This window comes from Sphingomonas sabuli (assembly GCF_014352855.1).
GTDB lineage: Bacteria > Pseudomonadota > Alphaproteobacteria > Sphingomonadales > Sphingomonadaceae > Sphingomicrobium > Sphingomicrobium sabuli.
The window spans coordinates 2068587-2083821 of sequence record NZ_CP060697.1; the positions used below are offsets into that span (position 1 = coordinate 2068587).

Sequence of the window (15235 nt, forward strand, 5' to 3'; positions counted from 1 at the left end):
ACGGCTGGCGCGCCTAGACCGATTGCAGGGCGTTCTCGAAGTCGGCGATCAGGTCGTCGGCATTTTCCACGCCGATCGAAATCCGCACCAGATTGTCGGTAATGCCAAGCGCCTGCTTGCGCTCGTCCGGGACCGACAGGTGCGTCATTGCCGCGGGCGCGCTGGCCAGCGTTTCGGTGCCGCCGAGGCTGACGGCCAAGTGCGCGATCTTCAGCGCGTCGAGGAACGCGAACGCCTCGCGCTCGCCGCCCTTGAGGTACAGCGAGAAGGTGGAGCCGGCGCCGGTGCAGTGGCGGTTGTAGATGTCCGCCTGGCGCGACCCTTCCTCGAGGAAGCCGAGATAGCCGACCGTTTCGACCTTCGGATGGTCGCGCAGGAAGGCGCAGACCTTTTCCGCGTTTGTGCCGGCCTTCTCCATGCGCAGCTCAAGCGTTTCGAGGCTGCGCAGCAGCATCCACGCGGTGTTCGGGTCGCAGATGGTGCCGAACGTGTTTCGCATCGTCCGCACCTGGTTGATCATCTCCTTGTTGCCGACCAGCCCGCCAGCGACCAGGTCGCTGTGCCCGCCCGCATATTTGGTCAGGCTGTAAATGGTCAGGTCGGCGCCCTGAGCGATGGGTTTGGCCCACAGCGGTCCGAGGAAGGTGTTGTCGATCGCGATCGGCGGCTTGTCGTCACCGGGGAAAGCGGCCTTGCGCGCTGCGGCGACCGCTTCGACATCGACCAGGGCGTTGGTCGGGTTGGCCGGGCTTTCAAGATAAATGAGCGCGACCCGGCCCATGCCCTTTGCCTTGTCCAGCACGACGTCGATCTCCTCGCGGGTCGAGCCGGCGGGGAAGTCGATATAGGTGATGCCGAACTTGCCGAGAATCTTGGCGATCAGGGTCTCGGTCGCCGCATACAGCGGGCCCGAATGGACGATGACGTCGCCGGGCTTGCAAAAGGTCAGGAAGAGGGTGGCGATGGCCGACATGCCGCTGGAAAAAGCGAGCGCGTCGTCGGCGTCTTCCCAGATGCTCAACCGGTCTTCGAGGATTTCCTGGTTGGGACCGTTGAAGCGCGAATAGATCAGGCCTTCCGCGCCGCCCGGACGCTTGCCGGTGACGCCTTCGAAGAAGCGCTTACCCGCGGCCGCGTTCTCGAACACGAATGTCGAGGTGAGGAAAATCGGCGGCTTGAGCGAGCCTTCGCTCAATTCCGGATCGAAGCCGTAACCCATCATCAGGGTCGAAGGGCTAAGCTGGTGATTGCCGATCTTGGTCGGCGACGGCTTGGGCGAACGCTTCTGGGGCGCTCCGCTGAGTTCGGCTTCGTTTTCGTTCATCACCCGGCTCTAGCCGAACAACGGGCGTTGCATCCAGCCGCTATCGCCGCGGTCGGTCAGAAGCTTGGAACGGCAGTGAAGAAGTCGGTGACGGCCGAGCCGATCGTGTTGAAGGCGCCGATGGCGACGATCGAGACCAGCGAGGCGATCGCCGCATATTCGATCGTGGTCGCGCCGCTGTCGTTGCGCAGGAGCTTGGTGATGCTGGGCACTTTAACGCCTCCGAAACCATGTCTGGAAGCGATTTAGAAAGGCGAGCCCCGGCCCGCCACGGCACATTCCGCACTGTGCCAGCCTGGAACAGTCAGCGCTTGAGGCCGATCAGCGCGACCTGCCGCCCGTAATCGGCCTCGCCCCGGTGGGTCGACCGGCGGAAACTGTAGAAGCGATCGGGACTGGAATAGGTGTCGAGATGGATCGTCTCCACTTCCTCGACCCCGCCCGCGACCAGCCGGTGACGAACGTAGGCCGGCAAGTCGAAATGCAGCGTTTCCGCCGCAGCCTGGACGAAGAAGCGGTCGTTGGCCGGATCGGCATCGATGAAGCGGTCGCGGAAGGCGGCGTCGACCTCATAGCTTGGCATCGCGATGCACGGACCGATCGCAGCCGCGATACGCTCGCGTCTGGCGCCGATCCCTTCCATGGCGGCGATGGTGGAATCGGTCACGCCGGCGAAGGCACCGCGCCAGCCGGCATGCGCCGCGCCCACGACTCCGGCTTCGAAATCGGCGAACAGCACCGGCGCGCAATCGGCGGTGAGGATGCCGAGCAGCAGGCCCGGCCGGTCAGTGACCATTGCGTCCGCCTTGGGGCGTTCTTCCTGCGGCCAGGGCTGGGCGACGTAGACGGCTTCGGCCGAATGGACCTGGTGGACTGTCGCCAGATTCGCGCCGGGAAGGACCGCAGCGACTGCCCGCCGGCGGTTCTCGGCGATCGCCTCGCGGTCGTCGCTGCTGCCGGTGCCGACGTTCAGCCCGGCCAGCTCGCCGGTCGAAACGCCGCCGGTCCGGCCGAGGAAGCCGTGCTCGGCGGCGGCGAGCGCGGCGGCGCGGACGACCTCGACGCTCATTCGAAACCCGCCGGCGCCGGCCAGTCCGGCGCGTGGATTGCGATGACCTTGAACAGCTCACCCATCGCCGCCGGATCGCACAGCCGGTCGCGCGCCGCCGCGATCTCGTCGGCGCGCTCGGGGCTTGCAGCGGTCAGCGACCTTGCCCGGGCGTCGATGCCCAACCGCTGGAGCCAGGCGCCCTGCGTCGTCACCGGCGTGACCGCGGCGCCCGCAGCGCTGGCGGCGCGCGACACCGCTTCGAAATCGACGTGCGCCGTCAGATCCTGCTCGCCGGGCTTGTCGAGAACCGGGGCAAAGGCGTGGCCGCGCACCGCCTGAAGGGTCTCGCCGGCGGCGGACCTGGCATGACCGTAATCGATCACGATCGCAGCACCGCCGGTGTCCGAGATCCGCCTCGCCAGCAGGGCCACGGCCTCATCGCGGGACGGGGAGTCCTCGACGATGTTGAAGTCGCGGTCGAAGGCGAGGCCACCGCCGGCCACAATCACCTTGCGCTCGATCCCGTTGGCGAATTGCCGCACCGGCAGCGCGTCGAGAAATTCGTTGGCCAGCAGAAGCAGAGGGGAGTCGGGAAGGGCATCGACCGAATCATGCCACTGCGCGCCGGGCACGGCGTCGGCCTGCGCCTTGCGCAACACCGGGCTGGTCTCGACGAAATGCACCGCCGGATCGAGTCCTGCCAGGCGCATCGTCCGAAGCGCGTCCGCGGCAAGTGTCCCGCGGCCTGGGCCAAGCTCGACATAAGCGGCGCCTTCCGGCTTGCCCGCGCGGGCCCAGCAATCGGCAAGGCAGGCCCCGATCAGTTCGCCGAACATCTGGCTGATCTCGGGTGCGGTGATGAAGTCGCCGCGCGCCCCCAGCGGATCGCGCGTGGCGTAATAATAATCGTTGCAGGCCTGCATGAAGGCTTCGACCGTGATCGGACCCTCGGCGCGAATGCGGTCCCGGAGCGCGCGCTCCAGCGGGGTCACGCGACGCTCGCGGTTCCGGCGGTCGGCTCGATCCGGACCCGACGTCCCTTGGCCGTCCACATCAGATAGAGGCCGCCAAGGATCAGCGGTAGGGACAGCCATTGGCCCATGTGCAGCCCGGCGCGCTCGAACATCGTGCCGGCGAATTGCGCGTCCGGTTCGCGCACGAATTCGACGAGGAAGCGAAACAGGCCGTAGCCCAGCCCGAAGGTGCCGACGAGCAGCCCCGGCTTGTACCGCGCATCGGTCTTCCAGAACATGAAGGCGAGGATTGCGAACAGCACCAGGCCTTCGAGAATGGCTTCGTACAGCTGCGTCGGATGACGCGGGGGGCCAAGCGCATACTGGCCGGCAATCATCTCTGGAAAGCGCACCGCCCACGGTACGTCGGTGACGGCACCCCACAGCTCATGATTGACGAAGTTGGCGACCCGGCCAAGGAACAGCCCGATCGGCGCCACGCAGGCGACGTAATCGTGGATGCGCAGGGCCGACAGCTTCTCTTTGCGCGCAAGATAGAAGATCGCGACCACGACGCCGAGAAGGCCGCCGTGGAAGGACATGCCGCCGTCCCACAGCTTGAACACCTCGATCGGGTTCTGGAGGTAGAAGCCAAGATTGTAGAACAGGACGTAGCCGAGGCGCCCGCCGAGCAGAATGCCGAGGAAGGCGTAGAACACCAGGTCCTCGGCATGGCGCTTGGCCATCGGCGCGCCGGGCCGGCCGAGCAATTTGAGCATGTACCAATAACCGGCGAAAACGCCGACCAGATAGGCAAGGCTGTACCAGCGCAGTTCGAACACGCCGAGGTCGAGCGCGACCGGCGACAGGCCAAGGTCGGTCCAGGCAATGTGGCTCGATGGGGCGGCGGTCGGTTGCAAGTCTTTCCCTTTTCGGTTTGCGCCTCATAAGGTGCCTATCGGCAAAAACAAACGGGAGCAAAGCAGGACATGGCCAGCGATCTGGATCGCAAGTTCGATCAAACGCTCGCCGCCATCTTCGGTCCCGGCGGCCGGGTGATCGTCGACCAGGACGATCGCGGCCGCGCCATCGTCGGCAACTTTCCGGCCACTCTGCCGCTGCTGTTCCGCACCTTTTGCGCGCTCTACGCCGATGTCGAAGCGCTGGTCGCGGACGACGAGCGGCTGACGTTCGCCGACCTCGACCGCTGGTCGGAAGATCTGGCCGGAGCACTGGCCGGGCGTGGGATCGGCAAGGGCGACCGCGTGGGCATCGCCATGCGCAACTGCCCGTCATGGGTCGTCAGCTACATGGCGATCCTCAAGGCGGGCGGGGTGGCGACCCTGCTCAACGGCTGGTGGCAGGCGCATGAGATGGAGCATGCGCTGCGCCTGAGCGAACCGGTGCTGGTCATCGCCGACGGCCCGCGCGCCGCGCGGATCCGCGATAAGTGCGGCGATCTTGACGTCGTCTCGCTCGACGTTGCCAAGCCGCTCGAAACGGCGCTGCAGCCGCTGCTGGAAGGGAGCCGGGCCCCGCTTCCCGAAGTCGCGCCGGACGACGATGCGACCTTGCTGTTCACGTCGGGATCGACCGGCCAGTCGAAGGGGGCGATTTCCACCCATCGCGCGGTGACGACCGGGGCGTACATCTACGCCACCAACCTGATGGCGCTGAAGGCGATCCTGGAAGGCGAAGGCCGGCCGCCGGCGCCGCCCCGCACGTTGCTCAGCGTGCCGCTATTCCACGTCACGGGCGAAGTGCCGGTGCTGATCAACAGCTTCGTCATCGGTCGCGGCATGGTTGTCATGCCCAAATGGGATGCCGGCGAAGCGCTGCGCCTGATCGAAAAGGAGAAGATCACCTATTTCGTCGGTGTGCCGACAATGAGCCTTGAGCTGATGACCCACCCCGATCGCGACAAGTACGACCTGTCGTCGATGACCGACGTCGCCGCTGGCGGTGCGCCGCGCCCGGTCAGCCATGTGCAGCGGCTCAAGGACACGTTCCGCAGCGCGCAGCCCGCGCTCGGCTATGGGCTCACGGAAACCAACGCGGTCGGCTGCGGCAATTTCTGGACCAACTACGCCGACAAGCCCGATTCGACCGGGCGCCCGCAGCGTCCCTTTGTCGAGATCGCGATTCTGGGCGACGGCGACCGCCATTTGCCCGCCGGCGAGCGCGGAGAAATCGGCATCCGCTCCGCCGCCAACTTCAGCGGTTACTGGCGCGACCCCGAAGCGACCAAGGCTGCCTTCACCGACGACGGGTTCGTCCGCACTGGCGACATCGGCTACCTCGACGAAGACGATTATCTGTTCATCGTCGACCGCAAGAAGGACATCATCATTCGCGGCGGCGAGAATATCGCGGCGGCGGAGGTCGAGGCGGCGATCTACGAGCATCCCGGCGTCGCGGAAGCCTCCGTTTTCGCAGCCCCGGACGAGCGCCTTGGCGAAGTCCCGGTCGCCGTGATCCACGGCGCCGAGGACATCGACGAAGAGGATCTGCGCCAATTCCTGTCGTCGCGCCTGGCCGCCTTCAAAATCCCGGCGCGGGTGTACTTCTCCGCCGATCCGCTGCCCCGGCTGGGAACGGGCAAGATCGACCGGGTGTCGCTGAAGTCGCGGTTCGCCAACGGATGACCAGCGCGGCGCCGCCGGACCATCCCGACGTTAGGCACGGCCGCGTCGGAGTATTGCTGATCAACCTCGGCACGCCCGACGCTCCGGACCCCGGAGCGGTGCGGCGCTACCTTGGCGAATTCCTGACCGATCCGCGCGTGATCGAAATCCCGCGCTGGCTGTGGCGGCCGATCCTCCACGGCGTCGTGCTTCGCGTGCGGCCGAAGAAGTCGGCGCATGCTTATGGCCAGGTGTGGACCGAAGAGGGCTCGCCGCTGGCCGCGATCACCCGGCGTCAGGCGCTGGCGCTGCAACAGCAGCTGGGCGACGCGGTGCTGGTCGAACATGCGATGCGCTATGGCAATCCGGGCATTGCCGGAGCGCTCGACCGGCTGTTCGCCGCCGGGTGCGACCGGATCCTGACCGCGCCGCTCTATCCGCAATATTGCGCGGCCACGACGGCCAGTGCGAACGATGCGGTGTTCGCCGCACTCGCCGCGTTGCGCTGGCAACCCGCGATCCGCACTCTCCCGCCCTATTACGACGATCCGCTCCACATCGACGCGCTGGTCGAAAGCCTGCAAATCCAGCTTCGCCAGCTCGACTTCGAACCGCAGAAACTGCTGCTCAGTTTCCACGGCATGCCCAAGCGCACGCTGGAACTTGGCGATCCCTATCATTGCCATTGCCGCAAGACCGCGCGGCTGGTCGGCGAACGGCTCGATATTCCCACCGACATCGCCTTTCAGTCGCGGTTCGGCCGGGCCAAGTGGCTGGAGCCCGCGACCGACACGATGCTTGCTGCTTATCCGGGCCAGGGCGTAACCCGGCTGGCGATCGCCGCGCCCGGCTTTTCGGCCGATTGCGTGGAGACTCTGGAGGAGCTCGACATTCGCGGCCGCGACACGTTCCTGAGCGCGGGCGGGACCCGGTTCGCGCGGCTCGATTGCCTCAACGATTCACCCGAAGGAATGCACATGCTGGAGATGCTCGTGCGCCGCGAACTTGCAGGCTGGGTGCCGCAGGCATAGGTGCCGTCAAACAGGAGGAGGATGGATATGGGCCGAGTGGCTATCGTCACTGGAGGAACGCGTGGAATCGGCGAGGCGATCAGCGTTGCCTTGAAAGACATGGGCATGACCGTCGCCGCAAATTACGCGGGTAATGACGACCGTGCACGCGCGTTCACCGATCGCACGGGAATCAAGGCGTTCAAATGGGACGTGTCGGACTATGACGCATGCCAGGCCGGCGTCAGCCAGGTCGAAAGCGAACTTGGTCCGGTCGATGTGCTGGTCAACAACGCCGGCATTACCCGCGACGCAACGATGAAGCGCATGGACCATGCCAAGTGGCAGGACGTGATGGACACCAACCTGGGCGGTTGCTTCAACATGGCCAAGGCGGTGTTCGAAGGCATGACCGGCCGCGGCTATGGACGCATCGTCAACATCGGGTCGATCAACGGCCAGGCGGGCCAGTACGGGCAGGTCAATTACGCCGCCGCCAAGTCGGGCATCCACGGGTTCACCAAGGCGCTGGCACAGGAAGGCGCGCGCAACGGCGTGACCGTCAACGCGATCGCGCCCGGCTATATCGACACGGACATGGTCGCCGCGGTGCCCGAGGAAGTGCTTGGCAAGATCGTCGCGCGGATCCCCGTCAACCGGCTCGGCAAGGCCGAGGAAATCGCCCGCGGCGTTACCTTCCTGGTCGATGAGAATGCGGGTTTCGTCACCGGCTCGACCCTGTCCATCAACGGCGGGCAGCACATGTATTGACGGAGGCGCCGCCGCCTCCCGGGCCGCCGGTCAAAAGGTCCGTCACCATTGCCGGTCATGAAACGTCGATCGCGCTCGAACCGCTGTTCTGGACAGCGCTCGAGCGCGCGGCTGTGGAACTGGGCTTGCCGCTCAACGCGGTGATTGCGCGGATCGACGCGGACCGGTTGGGGCAGTCGCCGCCGGCCAACCTCGCTTCCGCCATCCGCCAATGGCTATTCGCGCGCGCCCTCGACAACTGACGCGACCGCCTGCGCGAAGGTAGCAACGGCGTCCGGGGCCTGGCCGAGGAACAGGGCCGGTTCGATCAATTCAAGCTCGATGACCTGCAACGCGCCGTCGTTACCGGCAACGATATCGACCCGGGCGTAAAGTGCCGGGGCCGGTGCGGCGCTCAGCGCTGCCTGCGCAAGGGCCGTAGCGCCCACCGGCGGATCGCACCGGGTGATGATCCCGCCATATTCGGGCTGGACGCGGAATTCTCCCGGCTGCGGCACCTTGGCGACGGCGTGACTGAAATTGCCGCCAAAGAAGATCAGCGACCATTCGCCGCTGGTCTGGATCGACCGCAGCCACGGCTGCACCATCATCCGCGTACCGCGCACGGCATCGGGCACGGCCTCGTCCCGACCCAAACGATAGGTATTGAAGGCGCTTGCAGAAACGAGGGGCTTCACGACCAGATCGTCGCTGCCGAACCGTTCGCTCGCGGACTGCAGCGCGCTGTTGTCCAACGCATCAGCGACGTGCGTCGGCACAACGGAAATGCCAGCATCGTACAGTTCCGACAGATAGGCCTTGTCGCTGTTCCACCGCAGCAGCGGCACCGGGTTCTGCACCGGCGCCGCATCGCGTTCCAGCCGGTCGAGCACCGCCAGCCAGTCGCCAAAGCGCTGGTGATACCCCCAAGCGACGAGCGGCATGACAAGGTCGAATTCCCCCGCGGCAACCGGGTCCATCCAGCATCGCGGAACGACCGTCGCGCCGGTGGCGGCAAGAGCATCGGCTTCCACGTCATACGCCCAGCGCCACTCGACCGGGTAATCCGGCCGCGGGGTAAGGACCGCGATCTTCACCGGCCTATCGGGCCAGCAGGATCCGCGCCTGGGCTGCGACCTGCGCCAGCATGGGCGACGTCACCACGCCCTGGCGGCGGGCACGCGCAATCAGGTCGCGGAACTGGTCGATGCGCGACGAATGCTTGCTGACCCAGCTTTCGACGCCCGCCTCCGGATCCTTGCCGCGCAAGCGGCCAAGGAAATCGATCCGCAACTGTTCGAAATCGCGCGCCAGCCCGGCGGTCAGCAGCCGTTCCCACTGGTCGCGCGGCGTGAAGCGCGCAATCTGCTGCTGCGCCCAATCCAGACCCAGAGCTTCGCCCAGCTGGGTGTAGGCGCGGGTCAGCGCCAGCTCGTCGATATCGTCGCGCGCGGCGAGCGCGGCGAGGCCGAACACGCCGTCCAGTTCGTACAGCCGGACGAGGCCGCGGACGATATCCTCGTCGGCGCCAAGCTCGACCAGATGGTCGCGGCGCGCCGCCGCTTCGTTGCGCACTTCGGACCGAATGAGCTTGGTCGCGGCGGCGGAAATCTTGCGCACGCCGCGATCGAGCAGCTTGCACATCGCGCTGACGCTGGGCTCCCCGCTCGCAGCACGCAGGATGTCGGACAGATGCGCGTGAACGCTGCGGGCGGCGATGGCGAACAGTTCGACGCGGACTTCTTCCGGCAACTCCGCATGTTCGATGCGCGACCACAATTTATCCAGGTCGAGCAGCCGTTCCGCGACCAGGAAGGCGATGATCACCTGGCCCAGCGACGCGCCTTCTTCTTCCGTCATGTCGAGCGCGACGACCGGACCCAGCCGGTTGACGATGCGGTTGGCGACGCGGGTCGAAATGATCTCGTTGCGCAACCGGTGGGCGCGGATCGACGCGGCGTGCGTAGTTCGCATCGCCTTCGGGAACGACGCGAACAGTTCGGGCTCGAGCAGCTTTTCCTTTGCCAAGTTCATCTGCTCGGCCGCGTCCTGCAGCGCGATCTTGGACATCGACAGGACGACCGCCAGTTCCGGACGGGTGAGGCCGCGATTTTCCTGGCCTCGGCGAAGCAGTTCATCGCTCGCGGCAAGACCTTCGACCTTGCGGTTCAGGCGGCCCGAGGCCTCGAGGATCTCGATCGTCCGGACATAGCCGGGCAGGGATCGCGCGCCGCCGCTTTCGGCGATCGACAAGGCCAGTGACTGGAGCCGGTTGTCCTCCAGCACCATTTCGGCAACGTCGTCAGTCATCTTGACCAGCAACGCATTGCGCTTCGCCAGCGACAACTTGCCCTCCCGCATTTCGCGGTTGAGCGGAATCTTGATGTTCACTTCCTTGTCGGAGCAATCGACGCCGGCGCTATTGTCGATGAAGTCGGTGTTGATGCGACCGCCCTTCATCGCGAACTCGATGCGCCCGGCCTGCGTGATCGCCAGATTGGCGCCTTCGCCGATGACCTTCGCCGCAACGTCCCGGCCGTCGACTCGGATCGCATCGTTGCTTGGGTCGCCGACCGCCGCGTCGCTTTCCGGGGTGGCCTTCACATAAGTGCCGATGCCGCCGAACCACAGCAGGTCCACCGGCGCCTTGAGGATGGCGTTCATCAGCGTCGCGGGATCGACGGTCGCGGCGTCGATGCCCAGCGCCTCGCGCGCCTGTTTCGACAAGGGAATAGACTTTTGCGTACGCGGGAAGACGCCGCCGCCGGCGGAAATCTTGGCGGTATTGTAGTCGGCCCAGCTCGACCGCGGCAGCGCGAACATGCGCTTGCGTTCCGCATAGCTGGTCTTGGGGTCCGGATCGGGATCAATGAAGATGTGCCGGTGGTCGAACGCGGCAATCAGCCGGATCGACTTGGACAGCAGCATGCCGTTGCCAAACACGTCGCCCGACATGTCGCCGACACCGGCCACCTTGACCGGGTCCTTTTGGACATCGACGCCCATTTCCAGGAAATGACGCTGCACGGAAATCCACGCGCCGCGCGCGGTGATGCCCATCGCCTTGTGATCGTAGCCGTTCGACCCGCCACTGGCGAACGCGTCGCCAAGCCAGAAACCGTGGTCGAGCGCGATGCCGTTGGCGATGTCGGAAAATGTCGCCGTGCCCTTGTCGGCGGCGACGACGAAATAGGGGTCGTCGCCATCGCGGACGACCACGCGCTCGGGATGCACGACCTTATTGTCGACGATGTTGTCGGTGATCGACAGCAGCGCCCGGATGAAGATCTTGTAGCTTGCCGTGCCTTCGGCGACCCACTTGTCGCGATCCGTCGGCGGCGGCAGCAGCTTGGGATAGAAACCGCCCTTGGCCCCGGTCGGAACGATGACGCTGTTCTTGACCAGCTGAGCCTTCATCAGGCCAAGGATTTCGGTGCGGAAGTCGTCGCGCCGGTCCGACCAGCGGATACCGCCGCGGGCAATCGGCCCGCCTCGCAGGTGGATGCCCTCGACGCGCGGCGAATAGATCCAGATCTCGCGCCACGGCACCGGGGCCGGAAGCCCGGGGACTTCGGCGGAGTTGATCTTGAAGGCCAGCGCTTCCGCCGCTGCGGGCGAGAAGGCGTTGGTGCGGATGATCGCTTCGACCAGCGCGCGCATGCGGCGCAGGATGCGGTCGTCGTCGATCGACCGGACATTGGCCAGCGCGTCGTCGAAGGCGCTTCGGCATCGTTCGATGGCCGCGTCGCGCCCGCGCGTCGCCGGATCGTGCAACGACCGGAACAGGCCGGTGATCGCCTGCGTGGCTTCGGGCGCCCGGCGCAGGGCGTCGGCGATCGTCAACAGGCCGAAGGCGCTGCCGGTCTGGCGAAGGTAGCGGAACCAGGCGCGGATCCACACGACCGCGGTCGGATCGAGCCCGGTGAACAACACCAGCTGGTTGAACTCGTCATCTTCCGCCGCGCCCTCGAGCACGTTGGAAATGGCTTCCTCGATGACCGCCGCGCGCTCCAGGATCGGGGTGACGTCCTCGACCCCCGGCAGCTCAAGCCGGAAATCGTGGATGTAGCCGATGGACCCGCCGGCCAGCGAAGTCGGAATTTCCTCCAGCACCTTGAAGCCGAAATTTTCAAGGACCGGGACGGCTTCGGACAGCGGGATGAGGTCGCCGCGGCGATAGGTCTTGAGCTCAAGCTCGTGCATGCCGTGCGACGACCGGCACAGACGCACCGAACGCTGGTCGTCATCGGCCAGTTCGGACAGCCGAACCACGTCCTGCGCGGCTTCTTCCGGACTGGTGCGGGTGCGATAGCCTTCGGGGAAGGCGGGCAAGTAGCTGAGCGCGAGCCGGGCAGCGCGCGGAGCGCCGGCGGCGGCGATCAGTTCGGCCTCGACCGCCGGGCTCCAGCCGCGCACCATCTCCACCACGGCGGCGTCGAGCGCGTCGGCATCGGGCAGTTCGGACGCTGGGTCGATCGGCAGGGTAAAGCGGATGAGCGCCAGTTCGCCTTCGCCAAGTTCGACCTGCCAGCTGCTGATCGGGGCTTCGATTTCCGATTCCAGCATCATGCCGATAGCGCGGCGACGGGCGGTGGTCAGCTCGTCGCGGGGCAGCCAGACGAAGGCATACAGGTGCCGGCGCAGCGCACCTGGCAGCAACAGCAATTTCGGCCGCGGCCGGTCGGCCAGGCTCATCGCGGTCAGCGCCGCGGCGCGAACTTCCTGTTCGTCGAACGAGATCAGCAGATCGTGCGGCAGCGTCGAAATGACGTGCGCCAGCGCCTTGCCGGCGTGGCTGGACGGCGCGAATCCCAATTCCCGGTCCAGCTCGGCCAGGCGCTGGCGAAGCACCGGGACGTGCTGGGCGGACGTGCGCAACGCCTCGCTCGTCCACAGGCCGGTGTGCACCGACAATTCGCCATTGCCCAGGCGGACCATCACGACGTCCAGCGGGACGCGGCGGTGAACCGGCGAAATACGATCGGCCTTCAGGATCAGGACCGCGCGGTCCTCCTGCGCCAGGTGCGCGATCGCGGCCTGGGCCGCGTCCTTCTCCCACAGCGCGCTTTCATGCCTGAGAATGCCGAGCGCGTCGCTGACCTGGCCCTTCTTTCCGAAATTGCCGTGGCCTAGCAGGGTGAAATTATCGGCGGCCAGCCAGCGCAGCAGGGCGGCGCTCTCGGGATCGGTCTCGGCGATGCTTTCGGCATCCTCGACCATCCGGGCCAGCATCGGCTTCCAGTCGCGCACGGCGGCGCGCACATCTGACAGGACGCGCTTGAGCTGGCGGACCACTTCCTGGCGGCCGCGCGCATCGGCGCGGTCGAGCTCGAGGTAGATGATCGATTCCGGCTCGCCTTCGCCCATCTTCACGACCCGGCCGTCCTTGTCGCGGGTGACCTTGACGATCGGGTGCAGCAGGCGGTGGACGCTCAGGTCGCGGGCGGCCAGTGCGCCGGCGACGCTGTCGACCAGGAACGGCATGTCCTCGTTAACCGCGACCAGCCGCATGCGCCGGCGGCCGGCTTCGCCGCCAGTCGATTCCATCTGGATCGACGTGGTGCGCGGCGCGCGAACGGCGAGGGCGGACGCGATGAATTCCGCGGCTTCGCACTGGCGGGCCTTATCGAAGCTCTCGGTCTCGCCGGGCAGGGCGTTGCTGGTCAATGCAGAGCGAATGGTATCGACCAGCGTCTTCGGCAGGCGCGGCTGGGCGGTCATGCGGGTGAATGCTCCAAGGAAGGACGCGATGCGCGCGGCCTATAGCCTCCGGCTCGCGGCGGGGACAAGGACACCCGCCGGACTTTTTTGCAACCTTGCTAGGCGCCCACCTTGCGAATGGCACGCTCGACCATGGCGTCGTCGTCGACGATCGCCACTGCTTCATGAACGCCGTCGCGCGTGCGGCGGGTCAGCACCAGCGCGAACTCCTCGTCGCTTTCGACCGCCGACAGCGTCGGCGCCGTGCGCAGCTTTTCGCGCGCCTGTTCGGTCCGGGTGTCGGTCTTCGGCTGCGGCCGGCGCGCGGCGCGTTCGGCGACGACCAGGGCCTTGAGGCCGCCGGCCTGCCGGGTGATGAACTCGAAGAAGGCGCCGGTCTCGACACCCTGCCGATGCGCAAAGGACAAGGCTGCGGAATATTCGGTCAGCCGCGCCTTGTCGTAGTCGATGCCGAAGACGAGCTTAACCACCGGGGTCATCGGCGCGCGTGCCTGCGCCTTCATGCCCGAATCCTCGAGCAGTTCGGCATAATCGTCCGGCTCGGCCATGGCGGCGAGCGCGAAATCATAAGCCCTGGACAACGCCCGATAGAGCGCCTCGCGGCTGCGCCCTTCGGCATCCTTGACCGCCTCGGCGCTTTCGCGCGCGGCCCACAACCGGTCGGCCAGCCCGGCGTCGTCGCCAAGTTCGGTTCCCAGGTCCTCGGCTGGCTCGTCGATGTGCGGCACCTGGTACGCCGCCGCCGGCTCGGCCAGCGGTTCGGTCAGGTCCAGCGGCTGGTCGTCGAACGCCACCGCGTCGGTCAGCTCCAGCGGCTCTTCGTCCGCCGCAATGGGGGGCAAGGCAGCGCGCAGCACCGGGGCCACGCCATCGCCCTTCTTCCAGTTGATCACCCCGTAGATGAAATCGATCGTCTCGCCGTCGGAAGAGAAGGGCATCAGGATGCCGCGATAGGAAATCGTCTCGTTGCGCTGATTATCGAATTCGGCCTCGAAGCCGACCGGCGCGCGGTTGGCGATGATCTGCATGTAATGATCGGTCAGCCGCGACAGCAGCGACCGGCTCGGCACCTCGTCGATGGTGGTGACTTGTTCGGGCAGGTCGCATTCGACGCGGATGGCATCGCCGATGTAGGGCGTCGCCGGATTGTCGCGGCCGGCGGTAAAGTCGAGCAGGACGCTGTGCGGCGCGAAATCCTTGAGGTCGCCCGGCTCCAGGTCCTCGATCGACGGATAGTCCCGCCCGTCGAGCAGCGAGACCCAGTAATTGTAGGCGCGGACGTGCATCCGACGTTCGTCGGTGCCGATCGAGGCATCAGGCCCATGATCCTCCGCCGCCGTATCGGCGGTTTCGAACTCGGCCGCATAATCGCGATAGCTGTCCATTCAGCCGCCCCGTTAAATTCAGTCCGAAGTGAATGCCGCGAACAGGGTTACCAAAATGTTAAGCATGTTCGCCAAATCGGATGGCCCGCACCCGCTTGCGGGGCGGCGTGGCCGCTGGTAGGGCGGCGCCCGCTGCGCGGGTTTCGGCCCGTCGCCTGGCGAAATGCCGCTTTAGCTCAGCTGGTAGAGCACATCATTCGTAATGATGGGGTCAGGTGTTCGAGTCACCTAAGCGGCACCACCTTCCTTCGGCAAACCCGGCCTGGGCGATCCTTCGGCCTTACACCCGCAGCACTTCGACCACGGCGCTAGGGGCATCGAGGTTCTCGGTGGCGGCGAGACCGGTCCGCGGGACGCGCGGCCCTACACCGACCTCGGCAGCAGCCTCGCCTACGCCGGCTATCGCCACTTTTGCCT

The 15235-nt window shown here is 66.3% G+C and carries 13 protein-coding genes and 1 tRNA gene; 5 read left to right on the forward strand and 9 right to left on the reverse strand.

Going from position 1 to position 15235, the window contains the following annotated elements; genetic code table 11:
* Positions 1 to 13: 13 nt before the first annotated feature.
* The 5 genes from H8M03_RS10405 to lgt all read right to left on the reverse strand — a co-directional run bounded on the left by H8M03_RS10405 (position 14) and on the right by lgt (position 4248).
* A complete protein-coding gene (locus H8M03_RS10405) occupies positions 14 to 1324 on the reverse strand; it encodes a cystathionine gamma-synthase family protein (RefSeq protein WP_187479370.1) in 1311 nt (436 codons plus the stop codon).
* Positions 1325 to 1380: 56 nt separating this feature from the next.
* Entirely contained in the window at positions 1381 to 1536 is a 156-nt protein-coding gene (locus tag H8M03_RS10410) for a Flp family type IVb pilin (RefSeq protein ID WP_187479371.1), read from the reverse strand.
* 92 nt (positions 1537 to 1628) lie between these two features.
* A complete protein-coding gene (pgeF, locus tag H8M03_RS10415) occupies positions 1629 to 2393 on the reverse strand; it encodes a peptidoglycan editing factor PgeF (RefSeq protein ID WP_187479372.1) in 765 nt (254 codons plus the stop codon).
* On the reverse strand, positions 2390 to 3367 hold the full coding sequence (locus H8M03_RS10420; protein WP_246448852.1) for a class I SAM-dependent methyltransferase: 978 nt from the start codon (positions 3365 to 3367) through the stop codon (positions 2390 to 2392). The genes pgeF and H8M03_RS10420 overlap by 4 nt, the downstream gene beginning before the upstream one ends.
* On the reverse strand, positions 3364 to 4248 hold the full coding sequence (gene lgt, locus H8M03_RS10425) for a prolipoprotein diacylglyceryl transferase (protein WP_187479374.1): 885 nt from the start codon (positions 4246 to 4248) through the stop codon (positions 3364 to 3366). The genes H8M03_RS10420 and lgt overlap by 4 nt, the downstream gene beginning before the upstream one ends.
* Positions 4249 to 4317: 69 nt before the next feature.
* Here lgt and H8M03_RS10430 point away from each other — a divergent pair, with 69 nt between their 5' ends.
* From H8M03_RS10430 to H8M03_RS10445, 4 genes are read left to right on the forward strand one after another with little or no spacing between them, the layout of a single operon-like run.
* Entirely contained in the window at positions 4318 to 5973 is a 1656-nt protein-coding gene (locus tag H8M03_RS10430; RefSeq protein WP_187479375.1) for a class I adenylate-forming enzyme family protein, read from the forward strand.
* Positions 5970 to 6983, forward strand: coding sequence for a ferrochelatase (hemH, locus tag H8M03_RS10435; protein WP_187479376.1), 1014 nt, complete (start codon positions 5970 to 5972; stop codon positions 6981 to 6983). The genes H8M03_RS10430 and hemH overlap by 4 nt, the downstream gene beginning before the upstream one ends.
* Positions 6984 to 7010: 27 nt before the next feature.
* Positions 7011 to 7733 carry an acetoacetyl-CoA reductase gene (gene phbB, locus H8M03_RS10440; protein ID WP_187479377.1) on the forward strand — a complete coding sequence of 241 codons (723 nt, stop codon included), beginning with the start codon at positions 7011 to 7013 and terminating at the stop codon, positions 7731 to 7733.
* Positions 7730 to 7975, forward strand: a complete 246-nt coding sequence (locus H8M03_RS10445) for a ribbon-helix-helix domain-containing protein (protein WP_187479378.1) — start codon at positions 7730 to 7732, stop codon at positions 7973 to 7975. The genes phbB and H8M03_RS10445 overlap by 4 nt, the downstream gene beginning before the upstream one ends.
* Here H8M03_RS10445 and H8M03_RS10450 read toward each other — a convergent pair.
* From H8M03_RS10450 to H8M03_RS10460, 3 genes are all read right to left on the reverse strand, one after another.
* A complete protein-coding gene (locus H8M03_RS10450) occupies positions 7949 to 8809 on the reverse strand; it encodes an ATP-grasp domain-containing protein (RefSeq protein ID WP_187479379.1) in 861 nt (286 codons plus the stop codon). The two genes, H8M03_RS10445 and H8M03_RS10450, sit on opposite strands and share 27 nt — an antisense overlap.
* 4 nt (positions 8810 to 8813) lie before the next feature.
* Positions 8814 to 13433, reverse strand: coding sequence for an NAD-glutamate dehydrogenase (locus H8M03_RS10455; RefSeq protein ID WP_187479380.1), 4620 nt, complete (start codon positions 13431 to 13433; stop codon positions 8814 to 8816).
* Between the two features lie 98 nt (positions 13434 to 13531).
* Positions 13532 to 14818 (reverse strand): PAS domain-containing protein, encoded by a 1287-nt coding sequence (locus tag H8M03_RS10460; protein WP_187479381.1) that lies wholly within the window; start codon positions 14816 to 14818, stop codon positions 13532 to 13534.
* 165 nt (positions 14819 to 14983) lie between these two features.
* Between H8M03_RS10460 and H8M03_RS10465 the strand changes: the two genes are divergently transcribed.
* A tRNA-Thr gene (locus H8M03_RS10465) sits at positions 14984 to 15059 on the forward strand.
* Between the two features lie 39 nt (positions 15060 to 15098).
* Here H8M03_RS10465 and H8M03_RS12925 read toward each other — a convergent pair.
* The gene (locus tag H8M03_RS12925) at positions 15099 to 15227 is read right to left on the reverse strand and encodes a hypothetical protein (RefSeq protein WP_281399844.1); all 129 of its coding nucleotides are present in this window, start codon (positions 15225 to 15227) and stop codon (positions 15099 to 15101) included.
* Positions 15228 to 15235 lie beyond the last annotated feature (8 nt).

Bases quoted from the DNA above. Each gene is read 5' to 3' on its own strand.
- H8M03_RS10405 (WP_187479370.1), bottom strand. From the start codon at position 1,324: ATGAACGAAAACGAAGCCGAACTCAGCGGAGCGCCCCAGAAGCGTTCG.
- phbB (WP_187479377.1), top strand. From the start codon at position 7,011: ATGGGCCGAGTGGCTATCGTCACTGGAGGAACGCGTGGAATCGGCGAG.
- H8M03_RS10455 (WP_187479380.1), bottom strand. From the start codon at position 13,433: ATGACCGCCCAGCCGCGCCTGCCGAAGACGCTGGTCGATACCATTCGC.
- H8M03_RS10430 (WP_187479375.1), top strand. From the start codon at position 4,318: ATGGCCAGCGATCTGGATCGCAAGTTCGATCAAACGCTCGCCGCCATC.
- hemH (WP_187479376.1), top strand. From the start codon at position 5,970: ATGACCAGCGCGGCGCCGCCGGACCATCCCGACGTTAGGCACGGCCGC.
- H8M03_RS10460 (WP_187479381.1), bottom strand. From the start codon at position 14,818: ATGGACAGCTATCGCGATTATGCGGCCGAGTTCGAAACCGCCGATACG.
- pgeF (WP_187479372.1), bottom strand. From the start codon at position 2,393: ATGAGCGTCGAGGTCGTCCGCGCCGCCGCGCTCGCCGCCGCCGAGCAC.